The sequence below is a fragment of the Heyndrickxia sp. FSL K6-6286 genome (assembly GCF_038630395.1).
In the GTDB taxonomy this organism is placed as follows: Bacteria; Bacillota; Bacilli; order Bacillales; family Bacillaceae_C; genus Heyndrickxia; species Heyndrickxia oleronia.
In genome coordinates this window covers 252,600-269,263 of record NZ_CP152029.1, presented here as the reverse complement: position 1 = coordinate 269,263, position 16,664 = coordinate 252,600, and the positions used below count along the sequence as shown (strand labels likewise).

Here is a 16,664-nt window from a genome sequence, read left to right as displayed (position 1 = left end):
CTTGAAGAAATATCATTTGTTTCATTGGCTAACAGCTATCATGTTAATCATTTTCTTAGCAGGCTGCCAATCCAATCAGAGCAGCAATGAACCTAAAAAAGGGGATACACCTGAACAAGTAAAAGTGTATACCGTGAAGGATGATACGGGCAAAGAAGTTTCCTTCAAAAAAGCTCCTGAAACGGTCATTTCATTGCAGCCTAGTAATACTGAAATTCTTTTTGCCATTGGAGCTGGAGATAAAGTAATTGGCGCAACGGAATATGATAATTATCCAGAGCAAGCAAGTAAAATTGAACGTGTATCGGACTCTGTTACCATTAATACAGAAAAAATTATTGCACTAAAACCAGATATTGTCATTGCTTATACAATCGGAGATGAAAATGCCTTAAAACCAATTGAAGATGCAGGTATTCCTGTATTTGTCATACAATCTGCTTCTTCCTTTGAGGATGTTTATGGTGATATCCAACAAATTTCAGAAGTAATGGGTGTGAAAGAAAAAGGGGAAGAACTTATTACCAATATTCGCACTCATATAAATGATATCGAAAATAAATTAAAAAATATCGAAAAACCAAAACGCGTATATTTTGAAATAAGCCCATCTCCTGATATTTATTCAACAGGCAAAAACACATTCCAACAAGAAATCCTCCAAACAGCTGGTGTAGAGAATATCTTTGGGAATCAAGAAGGTTGGATCAAGGTTTCAGAAGAGACAGTCATCAAGCAGAATCCTGAAATCATTGCAACAACTGTCGATTATATCGAAGGCCCTGTAGCAGAAATCAAAGCTCGTAAAGGATGGGAAACCATAGAAGCGATTAATAAGGATAGAGTATACCAATTGGACTCGGATATCATGTCGCGCCCAGGCCCAAGAATTGCTGAAGCGGTTGAATTAGTTGCTAAAATGGCGTACCCAGAATATTTTAAATGAGACTAAAGCTGGAGTGTTGATCACTCCAGCTTTTAACTTTAGCTATAATCAATATAGTACTTTCAGAATTCATGAAAAGAACATCATAAAGATAACTAAGTTCGAATATCTCGACTTAGAGAATAGTAGTGAGCAAAACCGAATCTATCTAATATATTTCTCGGCACTACCTCTTTGCTGAATAAATTTCGATTTTGCAGGGAGAATAATTTTAAAAAAAATCTTTTACACAAGTAACAAACGATACGAAAACAGCCTAAAGGTAAAACGAATCCTAAAAAGCCTTTTTTAATTTAGCTCTTTTATAAATAGTTTTAATGGATCAGCATCCTGGGATAATTTCGTTAATAAGTCAAATTGAAATCCTAATTTTAATAAAAGATTTTCTGATGCATGATTATCGGTAGTTGTAATGGCTGCGAGCCTACTTATATTTAATTCGGTTTTTGCATAGATCATGACTGCCCGAGCTGATTCATATCCATACCCTTTACCTGTAAAGTCTTTCAGAAAAGCAAAACCCAAATCAACATCCTCTAATCCATTTCTCTTAACCAAGCCACACATACCAATAGGTATTCCATCTTCTTTTAAAGTCACTAAATACAAACCAAATCCCAACTCGTTATACATTTTTATAAGGCTTTGCTCGATATACTTTTTTGCATCCTCAATGGTTTTAATCCCTTTGTCACCGATATATTTGATCCAATCAGGCTCATTAAGGAGATTTAAAATAAACTCAGCATCATCTTCTGTAAATCTTCGAAGTAATAATCTTTCTGTTTCGATCATCATTATCACCTTTTCTTCGAAAAAATTTAATTTATGAGTATTAGATATTTATGTTTGGTTCTATCGTTGTAACACATTCTTAGGAACTAAATATTGATAAGACAAAATAAGCATACTATAAGTGCATAGACCATCTATCAATGATCATAGTATATAACGATTTTGTATGTCTGAACATTGTAAAGCTACATAGCTGACTAAGAAAAAACGTTTATTCTTTCATTGTATTGATGAAGAAATATAATACCCCAAACCTTTTCAGAAATAGCACAGCTTGTTTTCATACTTTTTTCCGTTGTCTGTTTATTTAGCTTCTACTGTTAAACTATTTGTATAAAATTAAGATTTTTAGCGCATAAAAAAGAGAGTATACTCCTCACTATATTGAAAGAAGTATCTCTCTTCATTTTCTTTACTTAACTTATGCTTTTAGCTTTTTATTGGCGTGATTCTGTTAAAGGCTTTTTTAAGACTCCTATTAATACGGCCGAAACAATTGCCCCAATGACAACCGCAAGCAAATATAGAAGCCAACTACCCTCAACTAGTGGAAATACGAAAACTCCACCGTGTGGTGCGCGAAGTCCAATATGAAACATCATTGACAAGCCTCCCGCAACAGCTGAACCTACCATTAAAGAAGGGATCACTCGAATTGGATCAGCAGCTGCAAATGGTATGGCACCTTCGGTTATAAAAGATAGCCCCATAATATAGTTTACTTTACCTGCATCTCTGTCTTGCTTGCTAAATTTATGCTTAAATAAAGTAGTCGCTATAGCAATACCTAATGGAGGAACCATCCCTGCTGCCATAATTGCTGCCATTGGCTCATAGACTCCGCTTGCGATTAATCCAGTACCGAATAAGTAAGCGGCTTTGTTTACAGGTCCCCCCATATCAATAGCCATCATTAATCCTAATACTATTCCTAATAATACTGCATTTCCTGTACCCAGACCTGTAAGCCAGTTAGAAATCCCTGTATTTAATGCACTCAATGGATTATTAACGACAAAATGCATGATAAAACCTGTAATTGCAATACCTAATAACGGAAATAACAAAATAGTTTTGATTCCTTCTAAAGAACTAGGAAGTCCAGCCAATACCTTTTTCAATCCAACAACGACATATCCAGCTAAGAATCCGGCAACCATACCGCCTAAGAATCCGGCACCACTGTTTGCTGCCATCATACCACCAACCATACCAGCTGCAAATCCTGGTCGATCAGCAATACTTAATGCAATAAACCCTGCTAATACAGGAATCATTAAGGCAAATGCATTTCCACCGCCAATGATATTTAATGCTTCGGCAATCACATTATAAGTAGGATCTTTTGGGTTATGCGCATTTACACCGAATAAGAAACCTAGAGCAATTAAAATACCACCGCCGATCACAAACGGAAGCATATTTGAAACACCACTCATCAGATGTTTATAGATTGTTGCTCCGACCCGTCTGCAACTGCAGCCTCAACTACATGTTTTCCATTAAAGCGATTCATCTCCACATTCGTATCTGCTGCCACTATGACTGCGATAGCGTTTTCAATTTCATCAGCAGTTAGAACATTTTTTGCCCCACCAGATCCGTTTGTCTCAACCTTAATAGCGACACCCATTTCTTCAGCTTTTGCTTTTAAAGAATCTGCTGACATATACGTGTGGGCAATACCCGTAGGGCAAGCTGTTACTGCAACAATAAATTGTTTCTTATCCGTCATGGATTGATTTTCTTCTTTTTCTTCCTGATCATAGCGATTAATAATATTTAATACATCATCTTCAGAATTTGCCTCTAGCAATAATTGGCGTACTTCTTGTTTTAATAATATAGTAGAGAGCCTAGAAAGTGCTTCTAAATGGGTATTATTTGCCCCTTCTGGTGCTGCAATCATAAAGAAAAGATGTGAGGGTTGACCATCAAGGGAATCATAGTTCACTCCATTACTTGACCTTCCAAATGCAATAGCTGCTTGCTTTACCGCTTTTGTTTTTGCATGGGGAATGGCGATTCCCTCGCCAATCCCTGTTGTGCTTTGTTCTTCTCTCTTTAAGATCGCCTTTTTAAATTCCGCCCTATCGTTTAATTTGTTAGCGGAGTCCAGCACACTTACTAATTCTTCAATAGCATCCATTTTTTCCGTGCTATTAATTGATAGACTAATTGTATCTTTTGTTAATAACTCGATAATTTTCATATTCCATCCCCCTTGAATGAAATTCTCTCTATATTTATTTCAGGTAGTAAATTTTCTACCTGTTCACGCGTGCATAAACCAAATGAAAACGCGGTAGCACTACCAGCTGCAATACTAAAACGAAATGCTTCTTCAACACTTTTTGTTTTTTCAAACATTGCAATAAATCCAGCTACCATTGAATCCCCTGCACCAACTGAGCTTTTCACTTCTCCCTTTGGGGCAGTTGCAACTAATGCATATTCCTGATTAATAAGAACTGCTCCATTTTCAGCAAGAGATACGATAACATTTCGAGCACCTTTTTTTATAAGCTCTCTTCCATAGGGAATAACCTCTTCAGCTGTAGTTACGACTGTATTGAATAATTCTCCAAGCTCATGATGATTGGGTTTTATAAGATATGGTTGGAATGGAAGAACATTCATTAATAAATCTCCCTCAGCATCCACAACAAACTTAGTCCTATTTGCCTTGCATATTTCTACAAGCTCTTCATACGTATTTGCTGGCATGGACGATGGAATACTACCTGCTAATACGAGGATATCTTCACTTGTAAGTCCACGAATCTTTTCTTTCAAAGTTTCATAGTTTTGTCTAGTGATATTCGGGCCCTTTGCATTGATTTCTGTTTCTGTTATAGACTTTAGTTTTACATTTATTCTCGTATCCTCTTTAACTCTTACAAACTCTGTATCAATCTTTAAAGTTCTTAAGAATTCTTCAATATAGTCTCCGGTAAAACCACCTATGAATCCAAGAGCTTTACTATTAATCTCTAATTTCTTTAATACTTGCGATACATTAATGCCTTTTCCACCAGGAAATTTCGAATCATTTTTTGTACGATTTAAATCACCTAAGGTTATCTGATCTAGTTCTAAGATATAATCAAGAGATGGATTTAAAGTTAATGTATAGATCACGATATCACTACCTTTATGTTTGTCTTACTAATAAATTGCTCTTTTGTATCTGGGTCTAATTTATTTGTAATTATAGAAGCTTCGTTTAGATCTGCTATTTTCGCAAATGAAATTTCCGAAAATTTTGTTTCATCAGCAAGGACATATGCTTCTCTAGTTAATGAAATAGCTAGTTGTTTGACCATTGCTTCCTCTGGATCAGGTGTTGTATATCCAAATTGATGGTGAATTCCATTTACGCCCATAAAACATTTATCAAAACGATAATGCCCCAGACTTTCTAGAGCACCTCTACCTATAAAAGCTTTTGTTGTTGGTTTTGCATATCCACCTATTAAATATGTTTTAATATTTTTTTCAAGAAGCTCATTCGCATGCATGAGTCCATTCGTCACAACTACAATATTAGTAGGTAAATACGGAATCATTTCAAAAACGGTCGAACCAGCATCTAAATAAATACAATCACCTTCTTCGACTAATCCTCCAGCATATTTAGAAATTTGACGTTTTTCCTGAAGGTTTTTGGAAGATTTCTCAATCATGCTAGGTTCTTGAAGCTTACCTTGCAGTCTTTGTGCCCCTCCATGAACTCTTTTAAGAAATTTTTCTTGTTCTAGCTGAATTAGATCGCGTCGAATAGTTGATTCTGATGAATTTGTTAATTTTACTAGTTCTTGAAGTGTCACCGAGTTTTTTATCTTTAATGCCTCTAAAATTATTTGATGGCGTTCTGGTTCTAACAAAACAACACCCTCCTAAAACGCTTTCATTACAATTAGTAAGTTTATTTTACAACTTCAATCATTAAAAATCAATCAAAATAATTCAAAATCATTCACAACCAATCAAATGTATTCAACTCTTTATGCTAATAGGAAAATCCTTTATTTTACAATTGGTACTTTGCTATGATTATTAATTATTAGCAAACAATAATAAACCTTAACTATTCAACTACTAATGAAATTCATAATAGATAGTAGTTTCCTTGCAATTGAAGTAGCCATACTTTTTCCAATTCCTTTAATCGCTTATTTAGTTATATAGTTAAGTTGGAATCAATCGTTCCAAGCTCCCCTTATTTCTCATATAAACAATCTTAGTTGTTTTATAAAATCAATATTATTTTTGCCATTGACTTTACCCTTAGGGGAATGTGTATAAAGGAATTGAACAAAGATTATTTGAAATAAGCTTTATACAATCACAAATGGAGGTGACCTCTTGCTATCAATTGGAGAATTCTCGAAAATCTGTGGAGTATCTACAAAAACACTTCGATATTATGATGAAATTGGCTTAATTAAACCTGACGAGATTAATCCTGAAAACGGTTATAGATTTTATTCCATCAATCAGCTAAAAAAGATGCTCTTTATTAACCGCATGAAATCATATCAATTTTCTCTAGAAGAAATCAAAACCATCGTCGAGTTGGAAGAGGATCAATTGGAAGAAAAGCTTTGCTCTACACTGAATCATAAGAGAAAGGAAATACTGGAAAAGATATGCACCTTGGAAGATACCCTAAAACAAATAAATAAAGATGTCTTGAATATAAAAAATGGCCGATCAATCATGTCAATGGTTGACGATATTGAAGTTCAACTAGTTGAAACACAGCCAATGAATATCCTTTATATACGACAAATGATGACTAGTGATGACTATGCTCAAGGTTATGGAGCACAATTTAGCAGACTATACGAAAGGATTGCTACAGAAAACCTCACATTAATTGGAATGCCTATAACCTTTTACCATAGCCCCGAATATAATCCTGCCGGTAACGATACAGAGTTTGCTATTCCAATAGCAGAGCCTGTAATGGGAACCCGAGAAATGCCTGGTGGTCTTTGTGCAAAATCTGTTTTAAAGGGATCCTATTCAGAATTAACAGCTGTATATGCGAGGCTAAGAGAATGGATAGAAGATGAAAACTATGAACTGGTGAAGTCACCTTATGAAGTGTATATGACTGATCCCAATCAGACCGATGTTCCTGAAGGGATGATAACTGAAGTGTATTTTCCCGTGAAGAAAAAATAGTGTCAATTTCTTTAAACTAAAAAGGGGGAGCGATTATGCAAAGAACCTATTGGCCAACTACAGAATGGCAAACAGTAGACCCAGAAGAATTGAAAATAAACGCAAAAAAGCTTTCTGAGCTTACATCAATACTAAAAACCGAGTACGGCAATATAAATGGTATTGTGATTGTAAGAAAAGGATTTATTGCTTATGAAAAATATTTTAATGGCTATGATCGACATGCTGCGCATCATGTGGCATCTGTAACAAAGAGTATCATTTCTGCCCTTATTGGTATTGCCATAGACAATGGATTTATTAAAAATGTAGATCAAAAAGTGTTAGATTTCTTCCCCGAGTATGATTCAGATCCTTCTGATACGACCAAACGAGAAATTACTATTCGCCATCTTCTTACGATGACTGCTCCTTATTCATTTGATGATTGGCAGGAGCCGCTTGACAAAATGTGTAGGCAACCCGACTGGGTAGAGTATACTTTGGATATTCTTGGTCAAAAGGGGAGTATTGGGCCGTTTAAGTATTCCACTGCAGGGGCACATCTGCTTTCAGCCATCATTACTCGTAGTACAGGAAAAAATGCCCGCGAATTTGCTAATGAACACTTATTTAGTCCCCTTGGTATGAAGGAAATCCCTGATTATGAAATGCAAGCATTTGGGTTCGAAGACTTATTCGGAAAGAATGTAAAAGGGTGGGTAAAAGACCCAACTAATAACTCCACAGGAGGATGGGGACTTACACTAAATCCACGTGATATGGCACGCTTAGGTCATCTCTATCTGAGCCAAGGTATTTGGGACAACACACAGATCATTTCTGAGAAATGGATCAAAGAATCGACTGCAATGAATCCTCATAAATACGGTTATTTATGGTGGCTACACGACGAAAATGGAATGTATGCATACGCAGCACAAGGCGATGGGGGCAATATCATATGTTGTATACCAGAAAAAGACCTAGTCATAGCCATCGCATCCGAATTCATCATCAACGCCCGAGATAGATGGAACCTGATCAAGGAGCATATTATTCCAGCTGTAGGGACAGGGGGTCAGGTCCACTGTCCCACCATCACACAAGATTTCGAATGATTATTCTTTAACTAAGGGCAATGGATTCCTTCCCTTACCCATGTATAAAGCTCCATCCATTCATGGATAGAGCTTTATGCCATTTTTTAATTTTCCCCTTTATTCATCAGTTGTTCATATAGTTCTTCCCATTGCTTTTCAAGTTTTTCCTTTTCTATAAATAAGGTTTGTAAATATTCCAATTCCTGTGTTTCTCCTAACCTTGCTTCCAATTCTAAAATTTTACTTTCCAACTCTTCTAATTCCATTTCCAAGTTTTCATATTTTAAGTTTGTATGTTTTGGTGGTTTCCGAAGAAGAGATGCTTCCTTCTTGTTTTCTGCTATTACTGGTTGTTGTGTCTTACTTTTCCTCAACATCATCTTTTCTCTAGCCCAGTTATAATCCCCTTCAAAGCAATGAACTTCCCTGGATTCAATCCAATAAATCTTCTTAAATAGCTTATTCAGGAAATAACGATCATGAGAAACAGCTAAAATTGTCCCATTATAATCTTCAAGCGCATCTTCTAATACTTCTCTCGATTCAATATCTAAATGGTTGGTTGGCTCATCTAAGATGAGGATATTAATATCTTGATACATAAGCTGTGCTAAACGAAGCCTCATTCTTTCTCCCCCACTAAGCTGAGATACTTTCCGAAACACCATATGTCCATAGAATAAAAACCTCGCTAAGATATGCCTCGCTTCTCCCTCCGTTACTCTTACTTCATTACGAAATGCTTCAATAATGGTTTCATCATCATTGTTGGAAAATAAGTGTTGAGACAGATAACCAATTTTCACATTACTTCCGATCTTAACTTCCCCTTCATCAGCATCAATTTGTCGAAGAATTAGTTTAAGTAAAGTCGATTTCCCTGTACCATTTTCCCCGACAATAGCTACACGTTCCTGAAATTTCACATCCATAGTGACGTTCTTGAAAAGCAATTGATCTGCAAACTGTTTCGAGACCTCCTTAAGGATGATCACATCATTCCCACTACGATCAGAAGACTCCATTTCAAGATTCATTTTCTTGTGATTTAACACTGGTCGACTCAATTTTTCCATTCTTTCGAGAGCCCTTTCCATATTTCTCGCTCGCTTATGGAGTCCTTCATTCGGTGGATTGGCTCTGTTCGCCCAATCTCGTAGTCGTTTAATGGCTTCCTTCATTTTCTTGATTTTCTTTTGCTGTTCTTCATAAGCACGGAACTCCCTTAGCAGTTTTTCTTCCTTTTCCTTTACAAAACCAGAAAAGTTAGTATGATAGCACGCGATTTCACCATCCTCTAAATCTAGAATCTTATTTACGGCTTCATCGAGAAAATAACGATCATGAGATACGATAACAACAGTTCCACTATAATCTCTTAAAAAGCTGCCAAGCCACTCTACTGCCATCAAATCTAAATGATTGGTCGGTTCGTCCAGCAATAATAAATCTGGATTTTTAAGAAGAGTCAAAGCTAGGCAAACCTTCGTTTTTTCACCACCGCTTAGAGTTGAAATTTGTTCATTGATTAAATCATTGATATTCAAACCATTAACGATTTTTTCAATATTGGCATCAATTTCATACCCCCCATTTAACGTAAAATTATCTTGTAAATCCCCATAATCCTTTATTAACTTTTCTAGTCTCTCACCATTTGCTTCACTACTCATTTCCATCTCGAGTTTCTTCATCTTTTCCTCTACTTGCAAAAGATCAACAAATGCTGTCCTCAATACGTCCTTTGTAGTTGATTGGTTTTGAAAGTCTGGAATTTGTGCAAGATAACCAATTTGAACTCCCTTTTTCCAATGAATTTGACCGGAATCAGGCGTCTCCTTACCAGATAATAATTTCAATAGCGTAGTCTTACCACTTCCATTCCGTCCAACTAAACCGACCCTGTCTTTATCCTGAATTTCAAAGGTTATATCTTCAAATATAGAGCTGCCCCCATACATTTTTTTTACTTGATTTACACTGCATGCAATCATGTCTAATTTCCTCCTTCGTTTAATGAACACAAAAAAGCTATGGGAAATACACCGCGATCCCATAGCTTTTTATTCGAAACTCTTTATTTTGCATGAATTGTTGCTTTTCTCATTTAGATTAAAGTAACAAAGCATTAAAAAAGAGTCTTTTATAACGAATGGCATAAAAAAAGAAGAGCATGAAAAGCTCCTCTTCAACCATTCTTATATATTGTGGGTTTTGAGATGTTTTCACCGTTTTAGATTTGCTATTAAGTTGTTAAAAAAGGGCATACGTATCCCGTTAACAGCTTTCACAGCAAATTTTGCACGGTTTAGATATAAAAATTCAGTCCAATAACCGCACACTAAAACAGCTTGATTTAACATCATTACCCACCTCCGTATCCTATATATTCAATTACATTTTATTGGTTTTGCAAACAATTTTCAAGAGTTTTCAGTCGAAATGTTGTTACTTTTTAAAAAATTCCTCACTTTATGGGAATACCATGACAAGAGCATAGACAGTTGACTGACCTAATAATCTATGTTTTTAAAAAGATTCTCAATTTATTTGGACATAAATAGTATGTTTCGATAACTTTAATTAACAAGGGACTTTGTATTAATTATAGCTTCACGGTATACCTTTTCTGGGAACTTTTTAATCCTCAATAATTCAATAGCGTTTTTGGTCTTTGAAGGACCATCTTTAATTAGATAGTCAAATGTAATTACATCATTTTTTATCTGTTCTCTAAAATGATAATTATCATACTTTGCTGCTAACTTTTCTGTGAGTTCTAAATCATGGGTTGCTGCCATAATCCTGGTTTGCTTATAATCACTTAAAAAGTTCAATACTGATTCTGCTGCAGCGATCCTTTCAATGGTGTTTGTACCTTTAAACACTTCATCTATAAATAAGTATATGAAGTTATCTTTACTATTTTCCCTTACATCAAATATTCTCTTTAGTGCGTTTATTTCACTTATGAAATAACTTTGTCCTTTTTCAATATCATCCGACATAGCCATAGAGGAATAAACTAATCCTCGTTTTAAAATGATTTCCTTGCTCGTACTAGTATTTAAAGCCTGTGATAGTACGATATTGATTGCTATTGTTTTAATAAACGTAGACTTTCCTGAAGCATTGGAGCCAGTAAGAAGAATGTTTTTATGAAAGTCAAAATTATTTCCAACTGGTTTATCCAATAAGGGGTGGTATGCATCCTGTATTACAAGTGGTGAATTACTTGTGTATTTTGGCAAGCAGTAAAATGGAAGTGTTTTTCTCCATAATGCAATTGAGTAGCAACAATCGATATTCCCCAATTTCCTCCATGCCATTTCATATAATTCTCTATTGTTACTTAAAACTTTTATGATGTAGTTGAAAATAAAATAATCAATTAAGAAGATAGATTTTACTAATGTGAAGAGTTGAAGGACCAAATTACTTCCACTATCATCGTCCTGTATTAAGAAAAAACTAATAAAAGTTGCTTTTTTTAATTTGGTTGTTTGTTTAATAAACTCATGATCATGATTTAACTTTGCTATTTTCCTAGATGATGATATGACATGTAAACAATAAAATAAACTTTTAAACTCTACCTCATTTTTAGACTGATTAGAATAGTATATGAAGATGTTTACCAGCATGCTTATTAATACCATTGAAATACCCAGTTGGAGCGAAACAAACATTGTTATCACACCAACAATAGGAAGAAGGCTAAGTATAAAATAAACTTTATTGACTTTATAATCGGGTTTACCAAAAATATATTGGGATGAGTTTGCAAAGGTCAATTTCCCTAAATTTGATAAAATCAACGATAGTTTACTTCTATATATCCCATCTCTAGTAATTCTCTCTATTAATTCTTCATTAATTAAATGCCTTTCATGAGCCTTTTTCAACCTGTAAAACAAGATTTCTTCCCCAACAGAGGTAAATGTATAATTCAGATTTTCAAAGATTTTACCCATATTTAAATCATTCCAGGTAATATCGTCTACACAATAGTCATCCTTAGAGCTTCCCTTTGTATTTTCATAAAAATAGTTAAACGTTTCATGAGAGTTTATTGGGTAATCTACTTTTTTATTTCTATCCCATAAAGTTAAAATTAAGTTCCTCTTTTTACGAGCATAATACCTATTAACTAGAATAGTGATTCCCGTAGTAGCAATAATTAAGTAAAGGTATACCATGTTACGTTCCTCCAATGCTTTATTCTTTCAATTCATAAACATTGGAGAATGCGGACCTTCCTCATCCTGTTCATCCATAGATTCTTTCCGAAAAACAGAATACACTAATTTATATTTACAGTACGTACATGTAGTCAATTCACTGCTATGTAAAAGACTAACATTTTGCACAATGCACCTATCATTTTGTTGCAAACCAACCTGTTTATTTGCATGATATGCAGAAAAAATAAGTACAGCATGCAAAAGGAAAACTGTAAATATGAAAAGTGGAATATAAATGAAAGTATCTGGTATTAATAGCACCATAAAACCCAACACCCTAGTGAAAAAATTTCGAACATTGTATCACAAACCATCATTACAAAAGAACTAATTTTTATAATGAATCATCCAATAGTACTGCCCGCGCTATCATCTATTAAAGAATGAAGTCTATCAAAGAAATGATCCATATTAAAAATGCAGGACCACAAACAATGATTTCGAAAAAGTATATCCATATGACTTTATTTTTCGAAACATAAATCTTTTGAAAGCCTAGAAAATTATAATTGTGACTAATGTATAAAAATAAAGAGTAGTAAATTGGAAAAATCAATAATTGTACTAGTTGAGGCAATGAGATGGCATATCTACTACTTGTATCGATCGATTCATAATCATGCAATACTCCGTATGGATTAAATAACGAATAGTAAATAATGATGGAAGTAAACAACACCAAAGAAATGCTTATTGGTTGATATCTGTAATCTATTAATCTTAACAGCTTAGTTTTTCTTTTCTGGATCGGTTTTAACTCATCCTCATCAAAATCCTTTGGATTTTCATATTTCATAACCATCATAAAGGCAATCATCATTGCTATTATTAGCAGAATAAATGCAAACAGTAGATTATGTATTGGATACTTAACTAGTAAGTATAGTCCAATTGCTATAATGGGTACTACTTTCCACCCCGAAAGTTTTTTATCAAGGACTTTAAGCCAATTGAGAAATAAACTAATTCTTTTTCTATTCTTATATAGTTGTTTACCATTCAATTTGTTTTCCAACTGTTTCTTTTTGATCTGTTTCAAAAAAACGGAACCCCAAATAGCACTCAATCCAACTAAAAAAATGCCAATTGCTAATAACCAATCAACCAATTTTGAGTATTGAAATAATAGCTTGACCAATGAACTAAGGGATGTCGTTGTCAGAATTAATGTTCCTCCGATTGTTATAGAGATAATTCCTGCAAATAATAGATAAGGAATAAGTTTATAAATATTTATCCCCTCTTTCTCTCTTAAACGATCTTTATTATGTTGAAGGTCATCTAACAAAATATCTCTTGATGGCAAGAGGTATTATAACCCTATAATGAACTATTTCTAACTATACAAAACTGCAACAAACATAGTAAGGATAGTTATTGGCTTTGAACATTTCATATTCTATGAAGGCTTTTTTAGTGTGATTAATTGTACTTCCCAGTCCTTATAGAGATTAAAGTTATATAATGATATATTGTTATCATCGAAATAAAGTATGCCCTTTACCTTTAATACGATTCTTTTTATGATAAGTTTCAAATACAACAAAAATAAACAGCGCAAACAAGAGTGACAAGAAAGCAGACAGTACATTCGTATTTGGTATATATACATCCCAAAAAGAATTAATGAGTGCGTGAAAAATAATACATAGAAAAATACTATTTGTTAATGTATAGATGACCGTCAATAGAAAAGATAATGCCAAAGCACTTAGAGTAAACCAAAGAAAGTTCATACTCATTTGATTTGAACCAACCACAAACCATAATGGCAAATGCCAGATTGCCCATATACCTCCCACTATGAGAGTACTAATGAATGATGACCATTTTTTCTGCAAGGTAGGTTGTAAATAACCTCGCCAGCCTATCTCTTCCAATCCACCTCCGATGATCATGATTGGGAATTCAATCAATGCCAAATATAGTGGATTCTCCATCGCTGCTCAACCCCATAGAGTTGGCAAAAAGCAGACGGTAAATGCCAGGCCAACTGTAAATAGATACCATGCTATCGGGTGTCTAGGATTTCTTATGTTATGAATAAATGATTGATACTCTTGCTTAGAACTATATTTCTTCTTCAACCAAATCTCGCAAATAGCAGGGGTAACACCACCAAGTATAAACAATGTCATTGAAAATACAGTTCCAAACTTAAGTAGATTGAACTGTGTTAATAATGCTAGACCTCCCCATAGAACCCACGACGAAACAAAGGTATAACATAGAAACCTTATAATCTCTTTCCTCATGGTAACCTCCCCTTATTTAGAACCCAACAATAATAATACAGACTTGCAAAGTGTCTCCATTTGACGGGTTTCATCAAATTTAATAGGACTATTTTGAAACATACCGTAGCACTTTTGCAAAACGACATCCCTGACAATGCCATCAATAGATGTCATAATAAAAGTGAATAAATCTTCTAGTGAAACTTCAGGTTGAAAACTTCCTAAAGATATTCCTTCATGAATTGTGCTAAATATTCTCTCAACTAAATATTGCCCGCTTTCATTTTCAGAGATGTTTCCTAAAATTTTCTCCTCCCTCTCAGGATTATTAGCAAATACGATAGTAAGCTCGAATTGGATTTTACCTACCGTTGATAAGTTTTCTTTTATGTATTCACCTAAAAAAGTAAATAGCTTTTTTATCGATTCTTTCGGAGAGCTGCTATTTTCAATAATCGTATCTACAGCTTGCGTATAATCTGCATTTGCATTGACTTGATTTATAACTGCGACTAGAATTTCATCCAAATCCGAATAGTAGCGGTAAATACCACCTTGACTAACTCCTGAAGCTTTAATAATATCTCTCATCGTAATTTCATATAACGGCTTAACTTTACATACTGATATAGCCGCTTCTAAAATGGCATTTTTCTTTTTTGTTATATAATCATGACTTACCTTAGGCATCCTTTTCACCTCTCATAAAAATGACACTAATGTCATTTTTATAGTATGTTACGAACCACCTAATGTCAATATTAAAATGACACTGCCTTCATTTTTTAATTTTAGCTTGCAAAGAATTGCTTCAAATCCTTAGATGAGGGAGGAAATTCAAGATATACACAAAGTGATTATTCTTGCAACTCCTTAATTGTATCGATAGCAGTATAATTTTGTGACAATTCAAAATTTATGTGATTTAATAATATTATTCTATAGATGTCTTTTCGAAATACATTCAAAATGAAACGAACAATGAAGTGCATGCAATCTTAAAGCTATTGATCACATATACATTCATTATTTCAATTATGTTAGTAGTGAATTGCTCAAAAGAAAGCCCAATATTTACCAACAAAGGAGAATATATAGATGAAAAATAGAGTTGAAACGTTTGTTGAAAAGTATCAATTATATAAAGAGGATACGATCCAACAAATCCAATTGGAGCATCGTTTTAATTTGGTGGAGACATTCAAGATTAGAAAAGGGATGCATGTTTTAGAAATCGGCTGTGGCCAAGGGGATACGACAGTAGTGTTAGCTGATATGGTAGGGGCGGAAGGAAAAGTTGTTGCCATTGACATCGCTTCACCTAATTATGGAATGCCATTTACTCTTGGGCAAGCAATAGAACGCATAAAGCAATCGGAACTAGGTGCCCGAATTGATTTTCATTTGGAAACAGAGTTTCTGAATTTCCCCATCACTCAGCAGTTCGATGTAGTTGTGTTATCACATAGTTCATGGTACTTTGAGAGCGAACAAAAATTAGCGGATTATTTCAAACGACTACGCCATATCACCAAACGAGTTTGCTTTGCAGAATGGGATTTACGTTTCAGTGATCTCTCACAGCGTGGACATTTTTGTGCCGTGACTATTTTAGCACTTTATTCACAATTCGTTAAAAATGATGGTAACATCCAGCATGTGTTTGGTGAGAGTCAGATTGTAAATTTAATGGCTGAAGCTGGGTTTACATTGCAAGACAAAGAAACTATAGATGCTAGCTTTTTACAGGATGGTTTATGGGAGATGGATTATGCCATTTCCATTCAAAACGAGTTTAACCAGGTTCCCTCTATGATCCAAGCACTTGTATCAAACTATTATGATGTGATGAATGAGAATATCGATAAAAAATCCTTAAATAGTTTTGTGCTTATTTTCGAAGCATAATTTTGTCTATGCTCCTTTCTTTTTTTAGGCTCTTTTCTCAAACATTGTTGCTATTTAAGGAAAGCTATAACTATTAAATATCGACTGAGGATTGCTACACGTATCATTTTACTGAGAAAGAGCCAATTTCCATAAGGACCGCTAAGATCCTTTATTGGGAGTAAAAGCCGGCAGTTGGGCTTTTACAAAAGCAACAAACGATACGAAAACAGCCTTTATTTATATAAAAATGGCGTGAAGTTCTAATTTCACGCCATCT

13 protein-coding genes and 2 pseudogenes are annotated in these 16,664 nt (G+C 34.4%); 4 read left to right on the top strand and 11 right to left on the bottom strand.

Annotation, left to right across the window (positions count from 1 at the left end; genetic code table 11):
• The first annotated feature begins 1 nt into the window (after window position 1).
• Window positions 2-946 carry an ABC transporter substrate-binding protein gene (locus MHI39_RS01490; RefSeq protein ID WP_342540545.1) on the top strand — a complete coding sequence of 315 codons (945 nt, stop codon included), beginning with the start codon at window positions 2-4 and terminating at the stop codon, window positions 944-946.
• Window positions 947-1,234: 288 nt separating this feature from the next.
• Here the strand turns inward: MHI39_RS01490 and MHI39_RS01485 are convergent, their stop codons facing one another.
• The 4 genes and pseudogenes from MHI39_RS01485 to MHI39_RS01470 form a co-directional block, all read right to left on the bottom strand.
• Window positions 1,235-1,747, bottom strand: coding sequence for a GNAT family N-acetyltransferase (locus tag MHI39_RS01485; protein WP_342541407.1), 513 nt, complete (start codon window positions 1,745-1,747; stop codon window positions 1,235-1,237).
• Between the two features lie 431 nt (window positions 1,748-2,178).
• Window positions 2,179-3,953 (bottom strand): annotated as a pseudogene (locus MHI39_RS01480) (fructose-specific PTS transporter subunit EIIC).
• Window positions 3,950-4,882 carry a 1-phosphofructokinase gene (gene pfkB / locus MHI39_RS01475; RefSeq protein ID WP_071977391.1) on the bottom strand — a complete coding sequence of 311 codons (933 nt, stop codon included), beginning with the start codon at window positions 4,880-4,882 and terminating at the stop codon, window positions 3,950-3,952. Before pfkB ends, MHI39_RS01480 begins: the two are co-directional and overlap by 4 nt.
• Window positions 4,879-5,628 carry a DeoR/GlpR family DNA-binding transcription regulator gene (locus MHI39_RS01470; protein WP_058004290.1) on the bottom strand — a complete coding sequence of 250 codons (750 nt, stop codon included), beginning with the start codon at window positions 5,626-5,628 and terminating at the stop codon, window positions 4,879-4,881. Before MHI39_RS01470 ends, pfkB begins: the two co-directional genes overlap by 4 nt.
• 481 nt (window positions 5,629-6,109) lie before the next feature.
• Here MHI39_RS01470 and MHI39_RS01465 point away from each other — a divergent pair, with 481 nt between their 5' ends.
• Together MHI39_RS01465 and MHI39_RS01460 are read left to right on the top strand one after the other, a co-directional pair.
• Window positions 6,110-6,934 (top strand): MerR family transcriptional regulator, encoded by an 825-nt coding sequence (locus MHI39_RS01465; RefSeq protein WP_071977392.1) that lies wholly within the window; start codon window positions 6,110-6,112, stop codon window positions 6,932-6,934.
• A gap of 35 nt (window positions 6,935-6,969) precedes the next feature.
• Entirely contained in the window at window positions 6,970-8,034 is a 1,065-nt protein-coding gene (locus MHI39_RS01460) for a serine hydrolase (RefSeq protein ID WP_342540543.1), read from the top strand.
• An 86-nt stretch (window positions 8,035-8,120) separates the two neighbouring features.
• On the opposite strand, the gene abc-f is transcribed toward MHI39_RS01460, so the two are convergent.
• From abc-f to MHI39_RS01425, 7 genes and pseudogenes are all read right to left on the bottom strand, one after another.
• On the bottom strand, window positions 8,121-10,010 hold the full coding sequence (gene abc-f, locus MHI39_RS01455; protein WP_341041087.1) for an ABC-F type ribosomal protection protein: 1,890 nt from the start codon (window positions 10,008-10,010) through the stop codon (window positions 8,121-8,123).
• A gap of 231 nt (window positions 10,011-10,241) precedes the next feature.
• Window positions 10,242-10,379, bottom strand: a complete 138-nt coding sequence (locus tag MHI39_RS01450) for an RAxF-45 family protein (RefSeq protein ID WP_212946470.1) — start codon at window positions 10,377-10,379, stop codon at window positions 10,242-10,244.
• 216 nt (window positions 10,380-10,595) lie between these two features.
• Window positions 10,596-12,215 (bottom strand): hypothetical protein, encoded by a 1,620-nt coding sequence (locus MHI39_RS01445; RefSeq protein ID WP_342540542.1) that lies wholly within the window; start codon window positions 12,213-12,215, stop codon window positions 10,596-10,598.
• A 27-nt stretch (window positions 12,216-12,242) separates the two neighbouring features.
• Window positions 12,243-12,524, bottom strand: a complete 282-nt coding sequence (locus MHI39_RS01440; RefSeq protein ID WP_216385988.1) for a hypothetical protein — start codon at window positions 12,522-12,524, stop codon at window positions 12,243-12,245.
• Window positions 12,525-12,636: 112 nt separating this feature from the next.
• Window positions 12,637-13,566: a hypothetical protein gene (locus MHI39_RS01435; protein WP_342540541.1), complete on the bottom strand. Its 930-nt coding sequence runs from the start codon at window positions 13,564-13,566 to the stop codon at window positions 12,637-12,639.
• A gap of 172 nt (window positions 13,567-13,738) precedes the next feature.
• Window positions 13,739-14,515: pseudogene (locus MHI39_RS01430) on the bottom strand (CPBP family intramembrane glutamic endopeptidase).
• 12 nt (window positions 14,516-14,527) lie between these two features.
• A complete protein-coding gene (locus tag MHI39_RS01425) occupies window positions 14,528-15,187 on the bottom strand; it encodes a TetR/AcrR family transcriptional regulator (protein ID WP_342540540.1) in 660 nt (219 codons plus the stop codon).
• 408 nt (window positions 15,188-15,595) lie between these two features.
• Here MHI39_RS01425 and MHI39_RS01420 point away from each other — a divergent pair, with 408 nt between their 5' ends.
• On the top strand, window positions 15,596-16,405 hold the full coding sequence (locus MHI39_RS01420) for a class I SAM-dependent methyltransferase (protein ID WP_342540539.1): 810 nt from the start codon (window positions 15,596-15,598) through the stop codon (window positions 16,403-16,405).
• Window positions 16,406-16,664 lie beyond the last annotated feature (259 nt).

Bases quoted from the DNA above. Each gene is read 5' to 3' on its own strand.
- MHI39_RS01460 (WP_342540543.1), top strand. From the start codon at position 6,970: ATGCAAAGAACCTATTGGCCAACTACAGAATGGCAAACAGTAGACCCA.
- MHI39_RS01420 (WP_342540539.1), top strand. From the start codon at position 15,596: ATGAAAAATAGAGTTGAAACGTTTGTTGAAAAGTATCAATTATATAAA.
- MHI39_RS01425 (WP_342540540.1), bottom strand. From the start codon at position 15,187: ATGCCTAAGGTAAGTCATGATTATATAACAAAAAAGAAAAATGCCATT.
- MHI39_RS01450 (WP_212946470.1), bottom strand. From the start codon at position 10,379: ATGTTAAATCAAGCTGTTTTAGTGTGCGGTTATTGGACTGAATTTTTA.
- MHI39_RS01445 (WP_342540542.1), bottom strand. From the start codon at position 12,215: ATGGTATACCTTTACTTAATTATTGCTACTACGGGAATCACTATTCTA.
- abc-f (WP_341041087.1), bottom strand. From the start codon at position 10,010: ATGATTGCATGCAGTGTAAATCAAGTAAAAAAAATGTATGGGGGCAGC.
- MHI39_RS01440 (WP_216385988.1), bottom strand. From the start codon at position 12,524: ATGGTGCTATTAATACCAGATACTTTCATTTATATTCCACTTTTCATA.